Annotated in this window: 20 protein-coding genes; 6 read left to right on the plus strand and 14 right to left on the minus strand. The window is 64.9% G+C overall.

Annotated elements, in window-relative coordinates; all coding sequences use genetic code 11:
• Positions 1–29 precede the first annotated feature (29 nt).
• Together PP1Y_RS14935 and PP1Y_RS14940 are read left to right on the plus strand one after the other, a co-directional pair.
• Positions 30–1,394, plus strand: a complete 1,365-nt coding sequence (locus PP1Y_RS14935; RefSeq protein ID WP_013832981.1) for a formimidoylglutamate deiminase — start codon at positions 30–32, stop codon at positions 1,392–1,394.
• On the plus strand, positions 1,391–2,098 hold the full coding sequence (locus tag PP1Y_RS14940) for a GntR family transcriptional regulator (RefSeq protein WP_013832982.1): 708 nt from the start codon (positions 1,391–1,393) through the stop codon (positions 2,096–2,098). Before PP1Y_RS14935 ends, PP1Y_RS14940 begins: the two co-directional genes overlap by 4 nt.
• Before the next feature lie 49 nt (positions 2,099–2,147).
• Here the strand turns inward: PP1Y_RS14940 and PP1Y_RS14945 are convergent, their stop codons facing one another.
• From PP1Y_RS14945 to bcsS, 11 genes are all read right to left on the minus strand, one after another.
• Positions 2,148–2,996, minus strand: a complete 849-nt coding sequence (locus tag PP1Y_RS14945; protein WP_041558890.1) for a TorF family putative porin — start codon at positions 2,994–2,996, stop codon at positions 2,148–2,150.
• 304 nt (positions 2,997–3,300) lie between these two features.
• Complete coding sequence (locus tag PP1Y_RS14950; RefSeq protein WP_013832984.1) at positions 3,301–4,833, minus strand: SulP family inorganic anion transporter; 1,533 nt, start codon at positions 4,831–4,833, stop codon at positions 3,301–3,303.
• On the minus strand, positions 4,830–5,519 hold the full coding sequence (locus tag PP1Y_RS14955; protein ID WP_013832985.1) for a carbonic anhydrase: 690 nt from the start codon (positions 5,517–5,519) through the stop codon (positions 4,830–4,832). Before PP1Y_RS14955 ends, PP1Y_RS14950 begins: the two co-directional genes overlap by 4 nt.
• Before the next feature lie 131 nt (positions 5,520–5,650).
• Positions 5,651–6,976 carry an ATP-binding protein gene (locus PP1Y_RS14960; RefSeq protein WP_041558891.1) on the minus strand — a complete coding sequence of 442 codons (1,326 nt, stop codon included), beginning with the start codon at positions 6,974–6,976 and terminating at the stop codon, positions 5,651–5,653.
• Positions 6,976–7,704 carry a response regulator gene (locus PP1Y_RS14965; protein WP_013832987.1) on the minus strand — a complete coding sequence of 243 codons (729 nt, stop codon included), beginning with the start codon at positions 7,702–7,704 and terminating at the stop codon, positions 6,976–6,978. The genes PP1Y_RS14960 and PP1Y_RS14965 overlap by 1 nt, the downstream gene beginning before the upstream one ends.
• A 118-nt stretch (positions 7,705–7,822) precedes the next feature.
• A complete protein-coding gene (locus tag PP1Y_RS14970; RefSeq protein ID WP_013832988.1) occupies positions 7,823–8,467 on the minus strand; it encodes a hypothetical protein in 645 nt (214 codons plus the stop codon).
• On the minus strand, positions 8,464–8,781 hold the full coding sequence (locus PP1Y_RS14975) for a hypothetical protein (RefSeq protein ID WP_041558892.1): 318 nt from the start codon (positions 8,779–8,781) through the stop codon (positions 8,464–8,466). The genes PP1Y_RS14970 and PP1Y_RS14975 overlap by 4 nt, the downstream gene beginning before the upstream one ends.
• Positions 8,782–8,942: 161 nt before the next feature.
• Positions 8,943–9,245 (minus strand): Hpt domain-containing protein, encoded by a 303-nt coding sequence (locus PP1Y_RS14980; RefSeq protein ID WP_158511860.1) that lies wholly within the window; start codon positions 9,243–9,245, stop codon positions 8,943–8,945.
• Positions 9,238–9,609: a response regulator gene (locus tag PP1Y_RS14985; RefSeq protein WP_013832990.1), complete on the minus strand. Its 372-nt coding sequence runs from the start codon at positions 9,607–9,609 to the stop codon at positions 9,238–9,240. The genes PP1Y_RS14980 and PP1Y_RS14985 overlap by 8 nt, the downstream gene beginning before the upstream one ends.
• Positions 9,606–12,122: an ATP-binding protein gene (locus PP1Y_RS24720; protein ID WP_013832991.1), complete on the minus strand. Its 2,517-nt coding sequence runs from the start codon at positions 12,120–12,122 to the stop codon at positions 9,606–9,608. Before PP1Y_RS24720 ends, PP1Y_RS14985 begins: the two co-directional genes overlap by 4 nt.
• An 84-nt stretch (positions 12,123–12,206) precedes the next feature.
• Entirely contained in the window at positions 12,207–12,911 is a 705-nt protein-coding gene (gene bcsS, locus PP1Y_RS14995; protein WP_041558893.1) for a cellulose biosynthesis protein BcsS, read from the minus strand.
• 138 nt (positions 12,912–13,049) lie between these two features.
• Here bcsS and PP1Y_RS15000 point away from each other — a divergent pair, with 138 nt between their 5' ends.
• The 3 genes from PP1Y_RS15000 to PP1Y_RS15010 are packed head-to-tail and all read left to right on the plus strand — an operon-like array spanning position 13,050 to position 14,996.
• Positions 13,050–14,270: a PP2C family protein-serine/threonine phosphatase gene (locus tag PP1Y_RS15000; RefSeq protein ID WP_041559343.1), complete on the plus strand. Its 1,221-nt coding sequence runs from the start codon at positions 13,050–13,052 to the stop codon at positions 14,268–14,270.
• Entirely contained in the window at positions 14,267–14,590 is a 324-nt protein-coding gene (locus PP1Y_RS15005; protein WP_013832994.1) for an STAS domain-containing protein, read from the plus strand. Before PP1Y_RS15000 ends, PP1Y_RS15005 begins: the two co-directional genes overlap by 4 nt.
• Entirely contained in the window at positions 14,574–14,996 is a 423-nt protein-coding gene (locus PP1Y_RS15010) for an ATP-binding protein (RefSeq protein WP_013832995.1), read from the plus strand. Before PP1Y_RS15005 ends, PP1Y_RS15010 begins: the two co-directional genes overlap by 17 nt.
• On the opposite strand, the gene PP1Y_RS15015 is transcribed toward PP1Y_RS15010, so the two are convergent.
• Entirely contained in the window at positions 14,987–15,175 is a 189-nt protein-coding gene (locus PP1Y_RS15015; RefSeq protein ID WP_041558894.1) for a hypothetical protein, read from the minus strand. The two genes, PP1Y_RS15010 and PP1Y_RS15015, sit on opposite strands and share 10 nt — an antisense overlap.
• On the minus strand, positions 15,172–17,004 hold the full coding sequence (locus PP1Y_RS15020; RefSeq protein WP_041559344.1) for a glycosyltransferase: 1,833 nt from the start codon (positions 17,002–17,004) through the stop codon (positions 15,172–15,174). Before PP1Y_RS15020 ends, PP1Y_RS15015 begins: the two co-directional genes overlap by 4 nt.
• A 409-nt stretch (positions 17,005–17,413) precedes the next feature.
• On the opposite strand from PP1Y_RS15020, the gene PP1Y_RS15025 reads away from it, so the two are divergent.
• On the plus strand, positions 17,414–18,214 hold the full coding sequence (locus PP1Y_RS15025; protein WP_013832998.1) for a DUF2189 domain-containing protein: 801 nt from the start codon (positions 17,414–17,416) through the stop codon (positions 18,212–18,214).
• Positions 18,215–18,220: 6 nt separating this feature from the next.
• Here the strand turns inward: PP1Y_RS15025 and PP1Y_RS15030 are convergent, their stop codons facing one another.
• A complete protein-coding gene (locus tag PP1Y_RS15030; RefSeq protein WP_041558895.1) occupies positions 18,221–18,907 on the minus strand; it encodes a cytochrome c family protein in 687 nt (228 codons plus the stop codon).
• Position 18,908: the final 1 nt, after the last annotated feature.

Genomic DNA, 18,908 nt, shown 5'->3' on the forward strand with positions numbered 1-18,908 from the left:
ACATTAAATCGAGCCGATGGAGTCGCGCCATGAACACGGAAACGGTGCTGCATTTTGAACGCCTGCTCCTGCCCGGCGGCTGGCAGCGCGCCGTACGTCTGGTGCTCGAGGACGGGTTGATCGTGTCGATCACGCCCGATGCCGCGCCGCGGCCCGGCGACAGGCGCCACGCCATCGGACTGCCCGGCATGCCCAACCTGCACAGCCACGCCTTCCAGCGCGGCATGGCAGGCGCTGCGGAGTATCGCGGCGAGGGCAAGGACAGCTTCTGGACCTGGCGCGAGGCGATGTACCGCTTCGTCGATCGGCTCGATCCCGAAGCGATGCTGGCTATCGCCGCGCTCGCCTACATGGAGATGCTGGAGGCGGGCTTCACCCGCGTTGGCGAGTTCCATTATTTGCATCACGATCCTTCCGGCCATTCTTACGAAGAACCGGCGCGCATGGCGGCAGCGCTTGCAGAAGCCGCCGCCGAGACCGGGATAGCGCTTACGTTGTTGCCGGTTTTCTATGCGCAGGCAGGCTTCGGCGGGTTGCCTGCCTCACCTCGGCAACGTCGCTTCGTTACCGATCCAGAGAGTTACGCGCGGCTGCTTGATGCCTCGCGGCACGCGCTGGCGGGATTGCACGATGCGCGCCTCGGTATCGCCCCGCATTCGCTGCGTGCGGTCACGCCCGTCGCATTGGCCGAGGTGACCGCGTTGGGGCATGATGGCCCGGTGCACATTCATATCGCCGAACAGCAGCGCGAAGTGGACGATTGCCTTGCCTGGAGCGGTGCGCGGCCGGTGCAGTGGCTGCTCGACAATGCCGAGGTCGGACCCGACTGGTGCCTCGTCCACGCAACCCACGTGAACGAAGCGGAGTGGAGGGGTATGATCCGCAGCGGCGCGATTGCGGGGCTTTGCCCCATGACCGAGGCGAACTTGGGCGACGGCATCTTTCCCGCTGCCGCAACGTTGGCAGGTGGGCTGGGCTTTGGCATAGGCTCCGATTCCAACGTCCGGATCGACATGACCGAAGAACTCCGCCTGCTCGAATATGGCCAGCGCCTTTCGCACCATGGCCGCAGCTGCCTGACAGAACCGGGCGGAGGATCGACCGGTCGGTTCCTGTATCATGGTGCGGTGGCGGGCGGTTCGCAGGCACTGGCGGCTCCTGCGCCGCTTGCCCCGGGATCGCCGGCGGATCTGGTGAGCCTGCGCGCCGATGCGCCGTCGCTGATCGGGCGCAGCGACGATGCGCTGCTCGATGCCTTCGTATTTTCCGCCGGACAGGGCGCTATCGAAAGCGTGTGGCGGCGTGGTTGCCGGATCGTACGGGATGGCCGCCATGTCCGGCGCGGTGCGATCGTCGATCACTTCGCGGCAACCCTCAAGCGGCTGGCGCAATGACACTGCCGCTGGGCGAACGCATTCGCGCCGAAGTGGAGGCACGTATCGTTTCGGGCGAGCTGTCTCCGGGAGAGCGGCTGCCGACCGAGGCGGAGCTGATGGCGCATTACGGCTGTTCGCGCATGACGGTGAACAAGGCGCTGTCCGCGCTCGCTGCCGCCGGACTGATCGAGCGGCGCAAGCGTGCCGGCTCGTTCGTGTCCCGGCCGCGGGTACATTCGATGGTGCTGGACATTCCCGACCTGGCCGAGGAGATCGCGGCGCGGGGACAAGTGCACCAGTATCGCTTGCGCAAGCGCGAGATCACCGAAGGGCCCGACAGTCCTTTCGGGCCGGAGCGAGGGCGGGTGCTGTCTCTGGCAGGGGTTCACTACGCCAACGATGCGGCTTTTGCGGTCGAGCATCGCCAGGTCGACCTGACGGCAGTGCCGGATATCGAATTCGTCGATTTTGCCGAGCAGGCGCCGGGGTCATGGCTGCTGCGGCACGTGCCCTGGGACGAAGCCGAGACGCGCATTGCGGCGGAAGGTGCGGATGCCGAAGTGGCAAGCTGGATGGAGGTTGTGCCCGGAACGGCGACCTTGTTGGTCGAGCGCAGGACATGGCGCGGCAAGGACAGCATCACTTTCGTGCGCCAGCACTTTCGCGGAGATCTCTACGATCTGGTCGCGCGCTTCGGCCAGACGGGCGCGCGGCGAAGCTAGAGGGAGATGCCCGCCCGGACGCGCATCGCATCCGGGCGGGACATCAAGGTCAGAAGCCTGCCGAGATCGAGAACAGGATCGTCGAGTCGGCGATCTTCGAGCCGTCCTTCGACGAGGCGAAGTTCGGCTGCAGGTAGGCGGCATCCGAGCTGGAGATGTCGGTGTCGACGTAGGCGACGCCCAGCGTCACCGGGCCAAGCGCGAGATCGGCGCCGAGCGACCAGTCGAGGAATTCACCGGTCGGCGCGATGCTCGTGCCATTCGGGCCAAGGCCCGAGTTGCCGTTGGAATAGCCCAGGTGCGCGCTGAGCGTGAGCGGCGTATTGGGCACACCGACGCTGGCATCGGACCAGATGTAGACGTTGTCCGACTTGGCACCCGGATTGTCGGGGATGCCGGCGTTGTAGCTGGCGGCGTTGTTGTAGACCTTGCCGAGCGCCTGCTGCTTGGGCGCGTAGGCGACGCCGACGAGGAAGTCGGCCGGGCCGAACGTGGTCGAACCCTTGACGTAGACTTCGGCGAAGTCGGTATCGGAGGCGCCGCCCGGATACATGAACCAGGTCATGCCGACGTCGACGTTGAGGCCACTGGCGATTTCGGTGGCATAGCCGGCGTAGAGGTCGAGCTCCATGTTCGAGCCGCCGAAAGTGCCCCAGCCCGAGAGATTGGACGCCCAGGTGCCAGCGTACAAGCCGCTCTCATGTTCGACGTTGATGCCGCCCTGTACTGCCATTTCCTCGTCGGTCTGCGAAACGCCGCGGAAGCGGTAGTCCGAGACGAGGGCGACTTCGCCCGAAACGGTGATGGGGCCGGGAGCGTCCTGCGCGAGCGCAGGAGAAGCCATGCCGAGGCTGGCAGCGGCGAGACCGGCAACGCCGGAAAGCAGACGAAACGTCATATTTGGAACACCCTCATGTTGACTTGTGTCTTCGTGTTCCATCCTGCGGTCACCTCGTCGCCTGTCGCTGCGTGGCGCAGGCGTATCGCGATGACCGTGTCGACATTATTTGCGCAAGTTGTCCGCAGCCTTGCCTTTCCGTGACAAATTGTTTCGCATCTGCAGCACGGAGATTCGGGCGCCGGGGTCCCTTGCCTGTCTGTGGGGCTTGCCCGAACAAAGAAGCGGGCGGACACACTTGCGTGTACCCGCCCGCAGATGGCAACCGGACGTGGAGGTGTCCGACTGCTCAGGGTCAGTTCTATCAGGTCGCCAGCGGCAACGGCTTCAGGATCGAGGCCGGGCCGGTCACCTTGTCCTTGTGGCCGCGCTGTCGCCGGCGGGAGATCCACTCGCTGAGCGTTTCCGCCGTTGTGTGGTCCATGGCGCGCACCCGATCGAGGTCGAGGTGGACGGGCCGGTCAGCGGGCTGGCGCTCCAGCACCGCATTGAGCCGTGTCAGGCCGAGGAAGGTGGCCGCGCCGTGCAGCTCGAGACGCGGTCCGGCCTCGTCCTCGTGCTCATGGACCTTGAGGCCGAGGTTACGGCCGTGGGGCAGGAGTTCGACCAGCGACAGGCCAAGGCCGACAAGCACGCCGGTCAGGAGGTCGGTGGTTACCACCAGGATGAACGTCACTGCCCAGATCGCCGCCGGCAGGTAGCCGTGGGCCTTGAGCAGGTGCTGGACATGCTTCAGGCTGACGAGGCGCCAACCGGTAACGACGAGCACGCCGCCCAGCGCAGCCATCGGCACTTCGCGCAGCAGCCAGGGCAGCAACGCGACGAAGCCGAGGATCCAGACACCGTGCAGGACCGTCGACAGGCGGGTCTTGGCGCCGGCCTGCACGTTGGCAGAGCTTCGCACGATCACACCGGTCATCGGCAGCGCGCCGACCATGCCGCACAGGAAGTTGCCGATGCCCTGCGCCCGCAATTCCTTGTTGTACTCGGTACGCACGCCATCATGCATGCGGTCGACCGCGGCGGCCGAGAGCAGCGTTTCGGCGCTGGCGATGAAGGCGATCGCCACGGCGGCGACGATCAGGCCAGGATTGGCAAGCGGGGCGAACCATTCCGCGCTGGTGGGCAGCGCGAAGGCCGCACCGATCGAAGCAGGTACCTCGATCCGCGCCACGCCCAGGCCCAGCATCCATGCCACGGCGGTGGCAGCGACCACGCCGAGCAGGGCGCCCGGAACGAGAGCCATCGACTTGGGGCGCAGCTTTTCCCAACCGAGCATGATGACGATGGTCAGCAGGCCAAGGCCCAGAGCCAGCTCGGTGGCGGACACGCTGGAGAGATCGAGACCCAGAACCCGGGCGGGCATCATCGCGATGTTCTCCAGCCCGCTCGACATCGGCTTGGCGTCGAACAGGATGTGGAACTGGCCGATGACGATCAGCGCGCCGATACCGGCGAGCATGCCGTGGACGACGGCCGGGCTGATCGCGCGGAACAGGCCGCCCATCTTGAGCGCGCCGGCCACCAGCTGGATCACGCCGGCCAGCAGCAGGACCGGGCCGAGCGCTTCGAGGCCGTTTTCGCGGACGAACTCGAAGACGATGACGGCAAGGCCTGCTGCAGGGCCGCTGACCTGCAGCGGTGAACCGGCGAAGAGGCCCACGATGATGCCGCCGATGATACCGGTGACGAGGCCCTTTTCAGGCGGCACGCCCGAAGCGATGGCAATGCCCATGCACAGCGGCATGGCAACCAGGAAAACCACGATCGAGGCCGTGAAGTCGCGCGCGAAGAAGGCAAAAGGCCCATTGCGCGTTTCGGCGGCAGCGCTGCTCATTCCGCGGCCTCGGCCAATTCGGTGGCGATGCGGGTGCGGGCCTTGAGCGCGACGGGCAGTTCGCGATCCTCGCGCAGGGCCACGAATTCGCCGGTATCGCCGTCGAGGCCGAGGACCTGGCCGGCGTGGATGTCGACGAACCAGCCATGGAGCGACATTTCGCCGCGGGCGATGGCTGCCGCGACCGATGGATGGGTGCGCAAGTGGGCGATCTGCGCGATCACGTTCTCGAGGCTGATGGCGCGCACGCGCTCACGCTCGCCCAGTTCGGGGTGGCAGGTGGTCACGATATGCTCGGCCGCCGAACCGTGGCGCAGCCATGCTGCGACATTGGGCATCTTGTCGAGGCCGACCGGGTTGCTCAGTGCCTTCATCGCGCCGCAATCCGAGTGGCCGCACACGATGATGTCGCGCACGCCGAGGGCAGCGACGGCATATTCGACCGTGGAGGATACGCCGCCGTTCATCGTTGCGAAGGGCGGGACGATGTTGCCGGCATTGCGGCAGACGAACAGGTCGCCGGGCTGGGCCTGCATGATCTGCTCGGGGACGATGCGCGAATCCGCGCAGGAAATCATCAGCGCCTTGGGCTCCTGGCCCTGGGTTGCCAGCTTGCCGAACAAGTCGCTGCTGGCGGGGAAGATCGTCTTCTCGAAGCTGAAGACGCGACCGATCAACTCGTTCACGTTGATTACCTTTCCTTGGGTAGAATCGTCCTGCGGGTTTTCCCCTCAGGTTCTGCTCCAAGAGCTAGGTGGCGTGCTTGTCCGTCATTGTTCGCGAACGTTACGAAGTTTTGCTGCGGTGCGGCGATTCGTCATTCGGGCGCAAGTGGCAGGCGGACGGTCGCGCGAAGGCCGCCGTCGCGCCGATTGCGCAAGTCGAGCGTTCCGTTCTCCGCGCGCACGGCCTTCTGGACGATCGGCAGGCCAAGCCCCATGCCTGCGGTGTCGCGGCTGCGCGCCGTATCGAGACGCACGAAGGGCTGGAGAGCATCGGCGATGCGGTCTTCCGGGATGCCGGGACCATCGTCCTCGACGACGACTTCCGCGCCGTCGCCGTCGCGGCGCACGGTGACCCGGACGTTGCCGCCATAGTGAATGGCGTTTTCGATGAGGTTGGATAGCGCGCGTCGTATGGCCACCGGCCGGGCCTTGATGATGACGCCGGGTGTGCCCTCGAACCGAGCGTCGGCGCCATGGTCTGCAGCGGTATCGACGAGCGTTTCGGCCATGATCGAGAGGTTGATGCGCTCGGACGGAATCGTTTCGCCGCCGTTGTCGATATAGGCCTGGATCGATTCGATCAGCATGCGCATCTCGTCGATGTCATGGGAAATGCCTTCGCGCACCTCCTGCCCGATGCTGCCGTCGTCGAGGCGCAGGCGCATGCGCGATAGCGGTGTCTTGAGGTCATGCCCGATCGCCAGCATCGTCTGCGTGCGGTCGACCAGAGACTGGTGGATGCGTTCCTGCATGTCGTTGAGCGCGCGGATCAGCTGGCGCATCTCGTCCGGGCCGCGTTCGGGCACGGGCTGGGGCGGTCCGGAGCCCAGTTCCCGGGTCGCACCGATCAACGAGCGCAACGGCTTGAGCATCGCGCGCAACAGCACCCAGGCGAAGGCGATCAGCAGCAGAGTGGGCAGGATCATGCTCACGAGCCGCCCGGCGGTCAGCTTCCAGGCGGCATTGGCGTGGGTGTGGAACTTGAGAATGCTGCGGTCCGACAGCAGGATCGAGCCGCCGATATTGCCTTTGCCCGGAAGCTCCTCAAGGTGCAGTTCGATGTCGCCCGTGGCAAGGGTGGGTTCGATCTCCACGACTTGCGCGCGCAAGTTGGCGAGGCCCAGCGATCCGCGCTTGCGGTCAGAGGGGGGCGACCACTCGAGCGAAAAGCGATCCGTGCTCAGCGCATCGGCGATGGCGTCGCGCTCCACGCCCGGCGCACGCTCTATGGCGCGGGTCGCCAGCACGAGGTTTTCGGCAATCCGCTCGGCATCGTCACGGCGCAGTTCGAACGAGTTGACACGTTCGAACAGCACCGTGTTGGCGATGATGTCGACGACGAGGACAAGCAGGAGAACGGCAAGCAGGCGCTCTGGCAGGCCGAGGCGCCGGAACAGTCCCATGCCGCGCGAGAGCATCAGGTACGGGTCACTTCCGCCCTGAACATGTAGCCGACGCCGCGCACCGTGACGATCGGCGACTCCTTGTCTTCGGTCTGGAGCTTGCGACGCAGTCGGCTGACAAGGACGTCGATGCTGCGATCCGAGCTGTCGCCGATACGCGAGCGCGACAGTTCCATCAGGCGCTCACGCCCGAGCACCCGCTGGGGATAGCCCAGGAAGGTGGAGAGCAGGTCGAATTCCGCACCCGTCAGGTCGACCATGGCGCCGTTCGGAGAGCGCAGTTCGCGCCGCGCGAGCGAAACCTGCCATCCATCGAAGTAGATCAGTTCGGGCGCGCGGCCGTCGGCGGGGCTTTCTATGGTACCTTCGTAGCCGCCGCGGCGCAGGACTGCACTGACTCGGGCCGCCAGTTCGCGCGTACTGAACGGCTTGGGAAGATAATCGTCGGCGCCCAGCTCAAGCCCGAGCACGCGATCTTCCTCGCTGCCCTTTGCGGAGATGAATATGATCGGAATGTCGCTTTCCCGGCGCAGGCTGCGGAACAGGTCGAAGCCGCTGGTGCCCGGAAGCATGATGTCCAGCACGATCAGCTGGACCGGGGATTCGCGCAGGGTGACCCACATCTCCGCCCCCGTTGCCGCCGTCAACACGTTGAAACCGCTCTGGCGCAGGGCCCGGGCGGTTAACGTACGGAGCGCACCATCGTCTTCGACGAGAAGAATGGTGGGGGGCGTAGTGATCATGTCGTGGGGGGATCTGATTCTGTGTGCGAACGTCATCGTCTCTTGCATGTTGCCAGGTAAATAGGAAGGCCGGTGCGGTCAGGCAAACCGCAACGACGCGAATATCGGGATTTTTCGATCAGCCCAGCGTGCGAGGCAAGGCCTGGCGCACTGTCTCGACAGCGTCGAGCAGACCTGCGGCTTCTGCCGGGGCGAGGCCGCCACTGATCGACTTGCCGTTCTCGGCCCTGAACTTGAGCTGCCATGGCCTGCGGCTTTCAGGCGTGTAGCTTTCCGCGATCTCGCTCACGACCTGCTCCGGCAGTTCGAAGACGAGCCGTGTGTGCCGGTTGCACGCCCGGTGGATGGCGTCGACGGAGGGGCAGTCCTCCTTCCACTGCTCGGCGAACAGCAGGTCGGCCTGGGCGGTCTGCCCGCCGGCTTCGTAATTGACGCCGACCACGCGCGGGGTCGGGCCCGGATGCACCAGCTCGTGCCAAACCTGCCAGCGGACCGCGCCGGACTGTCGATCGACCAGCGCGCGCAGGTGGACGTCGCGAGCGTGGGCGCCGCCGATCGAGCGACCGCGATCCCATGCTTCGCGGGTGGACACGACGACATGGGGGGTGGCCGGATCGTCGTGGACCTTGACCTGCTCGCGAACCTCATCGGGAGTGAGCTGCGCCAAGGCGGCGGGAAGCCGGTCGTAGGCGAATGCGGAACCGGCCCCGGCGAAGGGCGCGATCGCCAGCGCCAAGGGCAGCAGCGAACGCGCGAGGATCATTGCGCGCTCTCTTCGCGTGCCGTCTCAAGTGCGAAGTCGGAGCGTGATGCTTCGCCTTGTGCCTTCACCAGGCGGTGGCGGCAGGAAGGGTTCTTGGTGGGGTGCGCGGCGCAGGAAAGCTTTGCCTGTTCGTTGCCTTTTGTTTCCGAGGAATTGATGCGGCTCATGCCGATCACGCCCTTGGCCTTGAGGAAGGGGCGATGCGGATAGGCCTGGGCTGCCGGAGCCGTTTCCATGCAGGCAAGGGCTGTCGCAGTGCAGGAAACGCCCGGGTTTGCGAGGGTGGAAATGGCGAAAAGCGCTGCCGAAAACATTCTGTGCTCCCATGTGGAATCTCGATGGCTCCTGATTGGGAGTTCTTCGTGTCCTGGTTCCTTCGTCTCCGTGACGAATTGTTTCCGTGGCGCTATTTTCGGAAATGAACCGGAAAGGCTTCGCATGCGCCAGGGTCGGTTTGATCGTGCTGGTCTTCGGCTCAGTCCTTGCCGATAAGCGCCCTGATGCAGTCGGTCAGCTTGTCGATATCGGCGCGCGACATGGTGGTTTCGCCGGGCCGGTAGACAAGGCCTTCCTCCAGCATTCGCGCAGCCGCTCCCAACTCCGGATAGCCCATGGTACCGGCCATGCCTGCGATCTTGTGCGCGGCAGCGATCAGTTCCATGCGCGCGATCTCGTCTTCAAGATCCTCGCGCAATGCCAGCAGGGCGGGCAGATTTCCGCGCAGGCGTTCCAAGAATCGCTGGCGCAGCGGAGCCAGCTTGTCTTCGAGGTCAGACACGGTCGACCAACTCATGGACCTGTGTGGCCAGGGTCATCGCGTCGAATGGCTTGGCGATCACGCCCAGCGCTCCGAGCGACATCAGGTGCTGGCGTTCGTGCTCCTGCGCGCGGGCGGTGATGTAAACGATCGGGACGCGGCTGCCGAAGCGCCTCCTGATTTCCGAATGGGTGGTCGGCCCGTCCATGTCGGGCATCATCATGTCGAGCAGGACAAGGTCGGGCGTCCATGTTTCGAGGATCGCCAGTGCTTCGGCGCCCGAGCCACAGGCGCGCACATGAAGCTCGGGATCGATCTCGAGCGCGATGGTTGCGACCTCGCGCAGGTCAGGCTCGTCGTCCACGTAGAGGATTTCGATGGTCATGCGACGGTTTCCCGGGTGTCTGTCGGAGAGGTGAGGCTTTCGACGATGCCAACCAGCGCGCCGATCGGAGTCCGGGCCTTGGTCAGGTAGGCATCGACCGAACCGGCGGTTTCGGGATCGGCGTCCTGCGCGGAGAAGATCACGACCGGCAGCAACGGTTCGCCGTTGCGGTGCAGGTCGGGAAGCAGGGCGCTGCCGTCGCCGTCGGTCAGGGTAAGGTCCAGGATCGCCAGGTCGAAGCTGCGCTGGGCCAGTTCGCGCCGCGCCGCTGCCAGGCCATCCACGGTCACGACGTCGGCACGCCCTTCGAGGGCCTCGGCGACGATACGGGCGATATCGGGGTCATCCTCAAGGTGGAGGACGCGAGGGCGCGTGCCGTCGAGGACTCGGGCGGCGGCATCGACGCTGTCGATCAGGCGCGTGACCTCGACCGGCTTGGACAGCCAGTCCAGAACGAGCGCGGCATCGCCTTCCATTTCATCGGGACCGGGCCTGCCGCCCAGCGCGAGAACCGGGGTTTGCGCGTGTTCGGCGGTCTCGCGCACCGTGCGGATGATTTCGATCCCGGCGCCGTCCCGCAGCCCCATGTCGACCACGATGCCGTCATAAACGCTCTCGGCCAGTGCGTCTCGGACTTGTTCCATGTTGCCGACCAGTTTGACCGCGTTCCCGGAGCGCCGCAGGGCCTCTGCGAAAGCGCTGGCCGCGATGTTACCGCACAGGAGCAGGCTCGCCTCGTGCCCCTGCTCTGTGATCCGGGGCCTTGCAATCATGGCGGGCAGGTCGACATGGAAACTCGTGCCCTCGTTGAGCTGGCTTTCGAAGCTCACTTCGCCGCCAAGGCGCTGGACGATCTCGCGCACGATCGACAGGCCGAGGCCTGTCCCGCCCTTCTGCCGGGTGTCGGACGAGTCCGCCTGCGCGAACTTGCCGAAGATCCGGCTGCGGAATTCCTCGGGGATGCCCAGCCCCTCATCGGCGAAAGACACGCGATGAGACCTGGTCCCGGGCGTGACCGTTACCGTGACGGTCCCCCCTTTGGGCGAGAACTTGATCGCATTCGACATCAGGTTGGCGAACACCTGGGCGAGGCGGTCCGGGTCGGCATTGATGAGCAGCGTTCCTTGCGGAGCCTTCAGTGCCAGCCGAACTCCGTAGCCATCGGCGAAACTGCGGTTTGCCTCGATGGATTCCGCCAGCGCCGCGGTCAGGTCGATCTCGCGATTGTGGAACGGCATGCGCCCCGATTCGATCTTCTCGATGTCGAGTATGTCGTTGATCAGGCGCACGAGGCGGTTGGCATTGTTCTGCGCGATCGAAATCAGCCTCCCGGCGCGCTCACTCAATTCTCCTGCTGCGCCGCCGCTGAGCAGGCCCAGCGATCCGGCGATCGAGGTGAGCGGTGTGCGCAGTTCATGGCTGACTGTCGAGACGAATTCGGACTTCAGCTGCTCGACGCGCTTTCGTTCGGTGATGTCGCGAATGACCGCCACGTAGCGCAGGCCTTCGTTCAGGACCATCGCAGAAAGCGCGATCTCTATGGGGAATTCGGTTCCGTCCTTGCGTTTGCCGGTGAGCTCGCGCGCTGTGCCCTGGTTGTCGCGCGACAGGTGTATTTCGCGCAGTTCGCGGGCGAACGCGCCGATCGCAGGCTGACCGGCGAACAGCATTGCCACGTCGCGGCGGTTCAGTTCGGCCTCGCGGAAGCCAAACAGGCGTGTCGTTGCGGCGTTGGAACTCTCGATCGAACCGCTGGGGTTGAGCGTGATGATACCATCCATGGCGTTTTCCAGCACTGCCTGGCGGCGCAGCGATACGTCCTCGAGCTGGATCAGGGCCTGTTCGCGGGCACGCAGGGTGCGCAGGATGGCAAATCCGGCAACGAGCAGCAGGGCCAGAAGCAGGAACAGCAGGCCGAAAGTCACCCGGCGCAGAGCCGAGATCGCCTGCTGCGAACGCGCGGAGACTTCGGTCAGCCGGTCGTTCTCGCGCTCGAGCAGGCTGGTGATATGGACCCGGATGCTGTCCATCAGCCGCTTGCCGTCCTTGTTGCGGATCAGGGCAACCGCGTCGCGATTGTCTCCTGACTTCTGCAGGGAAATGACTCGCTCGGTGAAATCGCGCTTGTGGTGCGAAAGCTCCGAAATCGCAGCCAGTTCGGTGAGGTCGTCAGGTTGCCCGGCGAAGGCTCGGCGCAGCGCCGGTTCGATGCGGGCGAGTTCGCGGGTACCCTTGTCGAAAGGCTGGAGAAACTCGGGATCGCCGGTCAGGACATAGCCGCGGCCACCGGTCTCGATGTCCTGATGGGCGGAAAACACCGAGAGGATGAGGTTGCGCTTCTCCTGGGTTTCGGCCTCGGCTGCAGCCAGCTTGTCGGTGGTCTGCACCTGTTCCTGCAGCAGCAGCGCGACACCGCCGATCAGCAGAGGCACGATCAGGGCGATGATCTTGGCGATACGCTGGCGCCAGGTCTCGCGCCGTGCGGATACCGAAGCGGCGAGAGATGTCTTCATCTGGCGGCGTTCCTCCGGAAGGCGTGGACGTATTGCGCTCCGATGCGCCGCGGCGCTGGCTGCGGCACCGGCGCGGCAGGTGGGTCAGAATACGCGGCTGACACCGAGCGCCACGTAGGGCTTGACGTTGCGGCCCGCCTGGTCGGTCACGCCGCCCGAGACAAGGCCCTGCCACTGGCCGGTCAGGCGGGTCGATGCGAAGCCGCCGATGCTGCGCCGGGTATAGCTGCGGTCGCCCTGGATGCCGCCCTCGACGCCAAGACGGGTGTCGCTGTCGCCATCGACCAGCGGACCGAAGCGGGCCTGAGCGATATAGGCGCGGTCGTTGATGCCCAGCGATCCGAACCACGTGAGGCGCCAGGCGGTGCCAAGCGCGCCATCGGTCTGAACCGCGGCATCGATCCGCGTGCCGCGCAGGCGGTTGCCCGGATCGTCTGGCTTGAGGCTGGTGTCGGTCAGGCGCGGACCGGCCGAGAAGTTGGCCCATCCCCAGTTGCCCGATGTTTGATAGACGAGCGCGACTTCGGCATTCACGTAAGTGGCATCGATGCGCTGTCCGCCCGCTTCGTAGCGGTATTCGCCGCCGCCGACGCCGGCGCGCAGGGCAAGTCCTTCGCCAAGGCGCGCACCGGGCAGGGCCACGACTGCGCCGGCATAGCCGTTGACGCCGTCACCCGCCGATCCTCCGGCATAGGCAACGCCGGAATCCTGCGCGAGGGCAGGCACGGCACATGCGAGCGCGCCAGCCATGATAAGGCCGGCAGTCAGGAACTTGTTAGTCATGTTCATTCGGCATTGGATCCTGGTCGACGGTGCTCCCGGCATTCGGAAAACACTGGCTCATTCCGCAACCTATCGAGAGTTGTTTGCCAAAAGGTAACCATTTCCGAAGATAATTTCGGAACGCCTTCGCAGTTGTCGGATCCGATGCAGACCTTCCAATCCAGCCCCGTGCGCTATCATCTCGAAGTGCTGGTCGTCGATGACGATGACCTGATGAGCGATGTCCTCACGGTCCATCTCGAGGCGCTGGGCTGCAATGTCGCTTGTGCGGCGAGCGCGGAGGAAGCGCTTGCGCTGCTCGCGCGCAAGCCGGTCGACCTGCTGGTCACCGACTGGCAGATGCCGGGGATGGACGGGATCGAACTGGTCCGCCATGTCCGCGCCGGGCGTAGCGAGGACAGCTATCTTCACGTCGTGATGATGACCGCGCGCAACGATGAAGTCGTGATCCGCCGGGCCATGGAAGCGGGCGTCGACGATTTCTTCTTCAAGCCCTTTGAACAGGTCCAGCTCGAACTGGCGGTCCAAAGCGCGCAGCGCAACCGCCTGCTCCATCGCCGCCTGCAGCGCCGCAACAGCCTGCTGGAAGTGGCCCACCGCCGCACGCGTGAAGCGCTCGACCGGGTGCGCGCCGACCTTGATGCGGCCACGGCCCTGCATGCGCGGCTGCTGCCGGCCGAAGGGCTCGTGGGCGCTTTGAATTTCCGCCACCTCTATCGTCCTGCGGCAATGCTCGGCGGCGACTCGATCGGCGTATCGCCCTTGCGCGAGGGCGGGGCGCTGTTCTTCCTGATCGACGTGCGCGGCCACGGCGTGCCTGCAGCGCTCGACTCGTTCCACCTGCACCATCGCATCAAGCAGCTCCGCCCGAAGTCGCCCGACGATCTCGTGCAGTCGCTCGAATCGATCAACCGCGAGATCCTTGACCGCGGGGACGACAGCTATGCCACGATTGCATGCGGCATCGTCCGGCCCGAGCGCGAGGAGTGCTGGATGGTCTGCGCCGGCCACCCGCGCCCGCTGATCGCAGTAGGAAACGAGGTCCTGACTCCCGAAGTCGAGTACGGCATGGCGGTGGGCTGGTTCGACAATGCATCCTGGAAGCCGACGCGCTTTGCCTTCCCTCCCGGCGCAAGGCTGGTGCTATATTCTGACGGCGTGACCGAATGCAGCAACAGTGCCGGTGAGCAGTTCGGAGTGGAAAGGTTGGTGAGGACGCTCGCAAGCAATGCCGGCAAGCGGATACGGGACTTCGTTGGCGCACTGGAACTGGGCTTGCTGGCCCGGCGGTCGAGCGCCGGCTTCGAGGATGACATTTCGCTCCTCGTGATCGAGAACAAGATTCTGGAGATACAATCGGCATGACGGGCAACACGCAGATCTTGAGAATCCTGATCCAGCATCCGAGGCTCGATGCGGCGGCAGCTCCGGCGTTTCGCGATGAAATGACGGGAACTTTCGCGAACCGTCCCGAACGCGTGCTGATCGATCTCGGCCAGGTCGAATTCATCGACAGCACCGGGCTTGGCGTGCTCGTCTCGCTGATGAAGCAGATGGGGCCGGGCGGCCGGATCGCGGTCGTCGGAGCCAATGCGGCGGTGCGCCGCCTGTTCCAGATCACGCGGCTCGATACGCTGTTCGTGATCTGCGATACCGAAGAACAGGCAGATGCCACTCTCGGCTGACCGGCCCGCCGTCATCGCCATCGCGGCGAACCTCGCGCAGGTTCGCCGTCTTGCAGCTTTTCTCAAGGAATTCTGCGCCCGCGAAGGTGTTGACGATCTGGCGGCGTTCGATGTTGAACTGGCCCTGGTCGAAGCGGCGAACAATGTCGTCGAGCACGGCTACGCCAACAGCGGGCAGGGCGAAATGACGCTCGAAGTCATCGCGGAGGCAGACGTCCTGCGCCTGGTGCTGAGCGATGGCGGGGCGCCGGTGCCGGAAGGATACTTCACCCAATGCCGGGTGGTCGATCCCGAAGCGACCCATGGCCGCGGCTGCAACATCATCCAGGCCTGCGTCGACGAGATCGACTACGTCAGTGCGGACGGCATCAACCGCCTTACGCTGGTTAAGCGACTTCAGTCCTGAGCCCCGCCGGGCGTGGTTGCCGCATCCTGGACCGCAGCGGCATGATCGGGCACCGGCTCGCCCGATTCGCGCTGGAGGTTGCGGTCCTCGATGTGCACGACCAGGGCTCCGGCGACGATCAGCACTATGGCCGTGATGATGTGGCTGCGGCCGCGGCGCAGGTTCTCGCGAATGCTCATGGCAGGTTCTCCGGCGGCGAGCGTTCTTCCTCGGGCTTCCAGAAGGCGGCGCGCACCATGATCGACATGGCGAGGATATTGTTGAGGCCCCACAGCCCGTTGGCGATCAGGCCGCCCAGGCTGTAGCCGCCGCCTACGGCAAACAGGCGGAAAGCACACCAGGCGAAGCTGAGAACGGTTGCTGCCATGATCGCGATCTGCGGCCACACGAGACGCAGGTGCGTGCCCGACTGCCGCTGCTTGGGGGTAACCGGGAAGGAGATCTTCCTGCGCCGGACCACTGCCCACAGGGCGCGTAGCGAGATCGGGAAACTGGCAAGGTAGGACACCTTGCCCTTGAAGCCGGAAAGCCCCCAGGTGCCCATCATGAAGGCCAGTTCGTTAAGGACGAGGAACGGCATCGCGCGCATGAAGAACTCGCCCGTGTAGGCGCTGACGGGCGGGATCGCGGTGGTCATGTAGACGATCGGCGCCAGCAGGAAGACGAGGTTCCACAGCGCCCCGAGGTACGACCAGAAAGTCGTGAGATACATTACGCGCTGCGCCAGCGACATGCCGGGGCGGGTCACCGGGTTGTCGTGGAAGAAGATGTCGAGGCTGCCGCCCGCGTACTTGAAGCGCTGCACCGTCCAGGCGAGCAGGTCCTGCGGCGACAGCATCTTCGATTCCACCTGTGGGTGCAGCACCGTTTTCCAGGTGCGCTCCTTGTCCTGATGGAGGACGATGGTCGAATAGATGTCTTCCGAAACGTGGAACTTGTAGGGCGTCAGTTCCTGCTCCTGCGCGGCCTGCCAGCGGGCGAGCGCGTCTTCCTCGGCATTGCGCGGGCGCAGCAGGCGCGCAATGCGGGATCGCGCATCGGCGGGATCGTGGGCGATGGCATCGGCATAGGCGCGCAGGGCAACGAACATGACCGCCTCGCGACGATGGATCGACCCGGCCCCGCAGCAGAACGCCGCATTCCAGGGATTACGGCGCCGCTGGATGATGTCGTAGAACATCGCGGGATCATTGGCGAAAGGATCTTCGCCGAGGCGGATTTCGCCGAAGACGGTCTCGATCGCCTTGCCCAGCATCCGTCCCGCGGACCCGGCGCGGCGGCCCCATGCATCCTGCAGCCGTTCGCCTTCGGGAATGTCGTAGAACCATTGCGGAGTCTGGACGATGGCAACGTCGGGATCGCGAAAGTAGCCCAGCGTGTGTTCGAGCATCGTCGGGAATGGCCGGGTGTCGGCATCGCAGATCACGATGAAGTCGCCGCTGGTGCGCTCCATGGCATTGCGCAGGTTGCCGGCCTTGTAGCCCGCATTGCTGTCTCGTGTGATGTAGCCGACGCCTTCCTCCTCGCAGACCTGTCGCATTTCGTCGCGCCGGCCGTCGTCGAGTACGTGGATGCGAAAATCGATGGGATGGGGGTAGGTGACCTGCCTCGCATCGCGGATCGAGAGGCGGACGAGTTCGACGTCCTCGTTGTAGGTGGCAATGAACAGGTCGACCGATACCGGGCGCTTCACGGCCTCGCCTTCGCGCACGCACTCGGTGATCGAGGCGGGCGGCTCCCGTCGCGGATAGTCGCGCGTCTTCCACAGGTTGGCGGTGAACAGGAACAGGCCGAAATAGGCGCAGGTCTCTGCAAGCGCCATCGGGATGGCGAACCACAGCGCATCCATGTTGAGCGAACTGGTCCAGCGCCAGGCAATGTAGAACGCGCCGGCGATCAAGGAGCAGACCGCGAGGACCTGCCAGATCAGCTCGACACTGCGTGATCGGGGCAGGGGTGCGGGCGGTCGCCGGTTCTCGAACTTCGAAAAGTAGAAGTCTGCGCTCACGATTGCCCCGTCTGCCTTGGCCGCATCCCGGTTCATGCTCCGGAATGGGTGCAAATATCTAGGGCAAGAGCTTGTAATGTCCACGAGTTTTGGGCCGCGCAAGGATCGGTTGTCGACGAACCGAAGGCGTTAATGATATATCCCGATGCAGTTGAAAGCGGCGCCGTCACTTGTGTTTATCGGTTATATAACTGTGCGAAAGTGTTCGGAATGCTTGCCATGATGCGCGCCGGGGGCGTATTGTCGGGCATCAATCGAAGCCGTGGGGGCAACTCCGAGCTGAGATTTTGACTGACCGCGCTTTCGCTTATCGGCAATGCGGTAATCGATCGACGCCCTTGGCCATGATCCCGGCTGGGAGTTGCAGGCAGAACATTTCCCCTCGGCTGAGAGCGTGGGAGAGATGTGCATGGCAATAGCGCGTCCTGCCGGTTCACTTCATGCCGGCGATGAGATCCACATCCGCAAGATCGGCCTGCATGACCTGATGACGGCCCTTGCCCAGGGATGGGACGATTTCCTCGACAAACGGGGGGATCTCGTTTTCGTCGGGCTGATCTATCCTGCGGCGGTGATGCTTGCGGGCATCTATGCCTATCAGGAGTCGGTGCTGCCCCTGGTCTTCCCGATCGTGGCCGGTGCGGTCCTGCTTGGGCCTGCCGTTGCGAGCGGATTTTATGAACTGGCCCGGCGCCGGGAACTTGGCCTCGATGCCCGCTGGCGGCATTTCCTCGATGTCTTCCACGGCCCTGCGGCCCTGTCGGTCATCAGCCTCGCCGCGGTTGTGGCGCTGCTCTTCGTGGTCTGGCTGATCGCGGCCTGGTATATCTATGCGACGACCTTCGGCGCGGCCTATCCGGATGCGGCCCGCAACGTGGGGACTTTCTTCCAGACCGTGCTGTCGACTTCGGAAGGCTGGCGGATGATCGTCATCGGCAACCTGGTCGGCTTCGGCTTTGCCATCGTCGTTCTTGCCATGAGCTTCATCTCCTTCCCGATGATGGTCGATGATCGCGTCGACTGGGGAACCGCGATGCGCACATCCGTCCGCGTGGCGATGAAAAGCCCCGGCACGACTGCGATCTGGGGTGTGATGGTGGTCGGAATGCTGGTGCTGGGAGCGCTTCCGGCGCTGATCGGCCTGGCGGTGGTGCTGCCAGTACTCGGTTACGCTACCTGGCACCTCTACACACGGGCTGTGGTGCGCTGAGCGCCGCTACTGCGCCGCCGTTTCCCCGGCCGGCTCCTTGGGCCGGGGAAGCGGGGGCGCACTGCCGCCCAGCGTGGCGAGATAGCGAATGACCGCGGCCCGGTCCTCGGGCTTGCGCAGACCGGCAAAGCCCATCTTGTTTCCCGGAATGTCCCGTGCGGGCGAGGCGAGGTAGTCGAACAGCTTTTCGTAGGACCAGTTTCCGGGCTCCGATTTCATGGCATCGGAATAGGCGAAACCGGCATGAGAGCCGATGTCGCGGCCAACCACGCCCCACAGGTTCGGACCGATCCTGTTCGGGCCGCCTTGGGTGAAATCGTGGCAACTGGCGCAGACCTGTGTCTTGGCCTGGCCGACTTGCGGCTCGGCACCGGCTAGCAGGGTGCCCAGGTCCACAGGTGCGGCCTGCGGCTGCGGGGCAGGCGCGGCAATCGGCATCGGCTCGCGGCTGCCCATGCCGTGCATGTAGGCCATCATGCGCGCCCGCTCGCTCGGGTCGTGCATGGCGTTGGGCCAGCCCCGCTGCACCGCGCCCATGTCCATCGGCGCTGCGTTGTTTTCCATCGGATCGTAGCCGAGCTGGCCGCCCGGGTGTTTGCTCATGAGGTGATCGAAGAAGAATCCCAGCCCCCATGCTACGCCGACCGTTGCCGCAATGCACAGTCCCGCCGCCGTCCATCTCGACCGGATCATG

The organism is Novosphingobium sp. PP1Y, from assembly GCF_000253255.1.
Lineage (GTDB): Bacteria > Pseudomonadota > Alphaproteobacteria > Sphingomonadales > Sphingomonadaceae > Novosphingobium.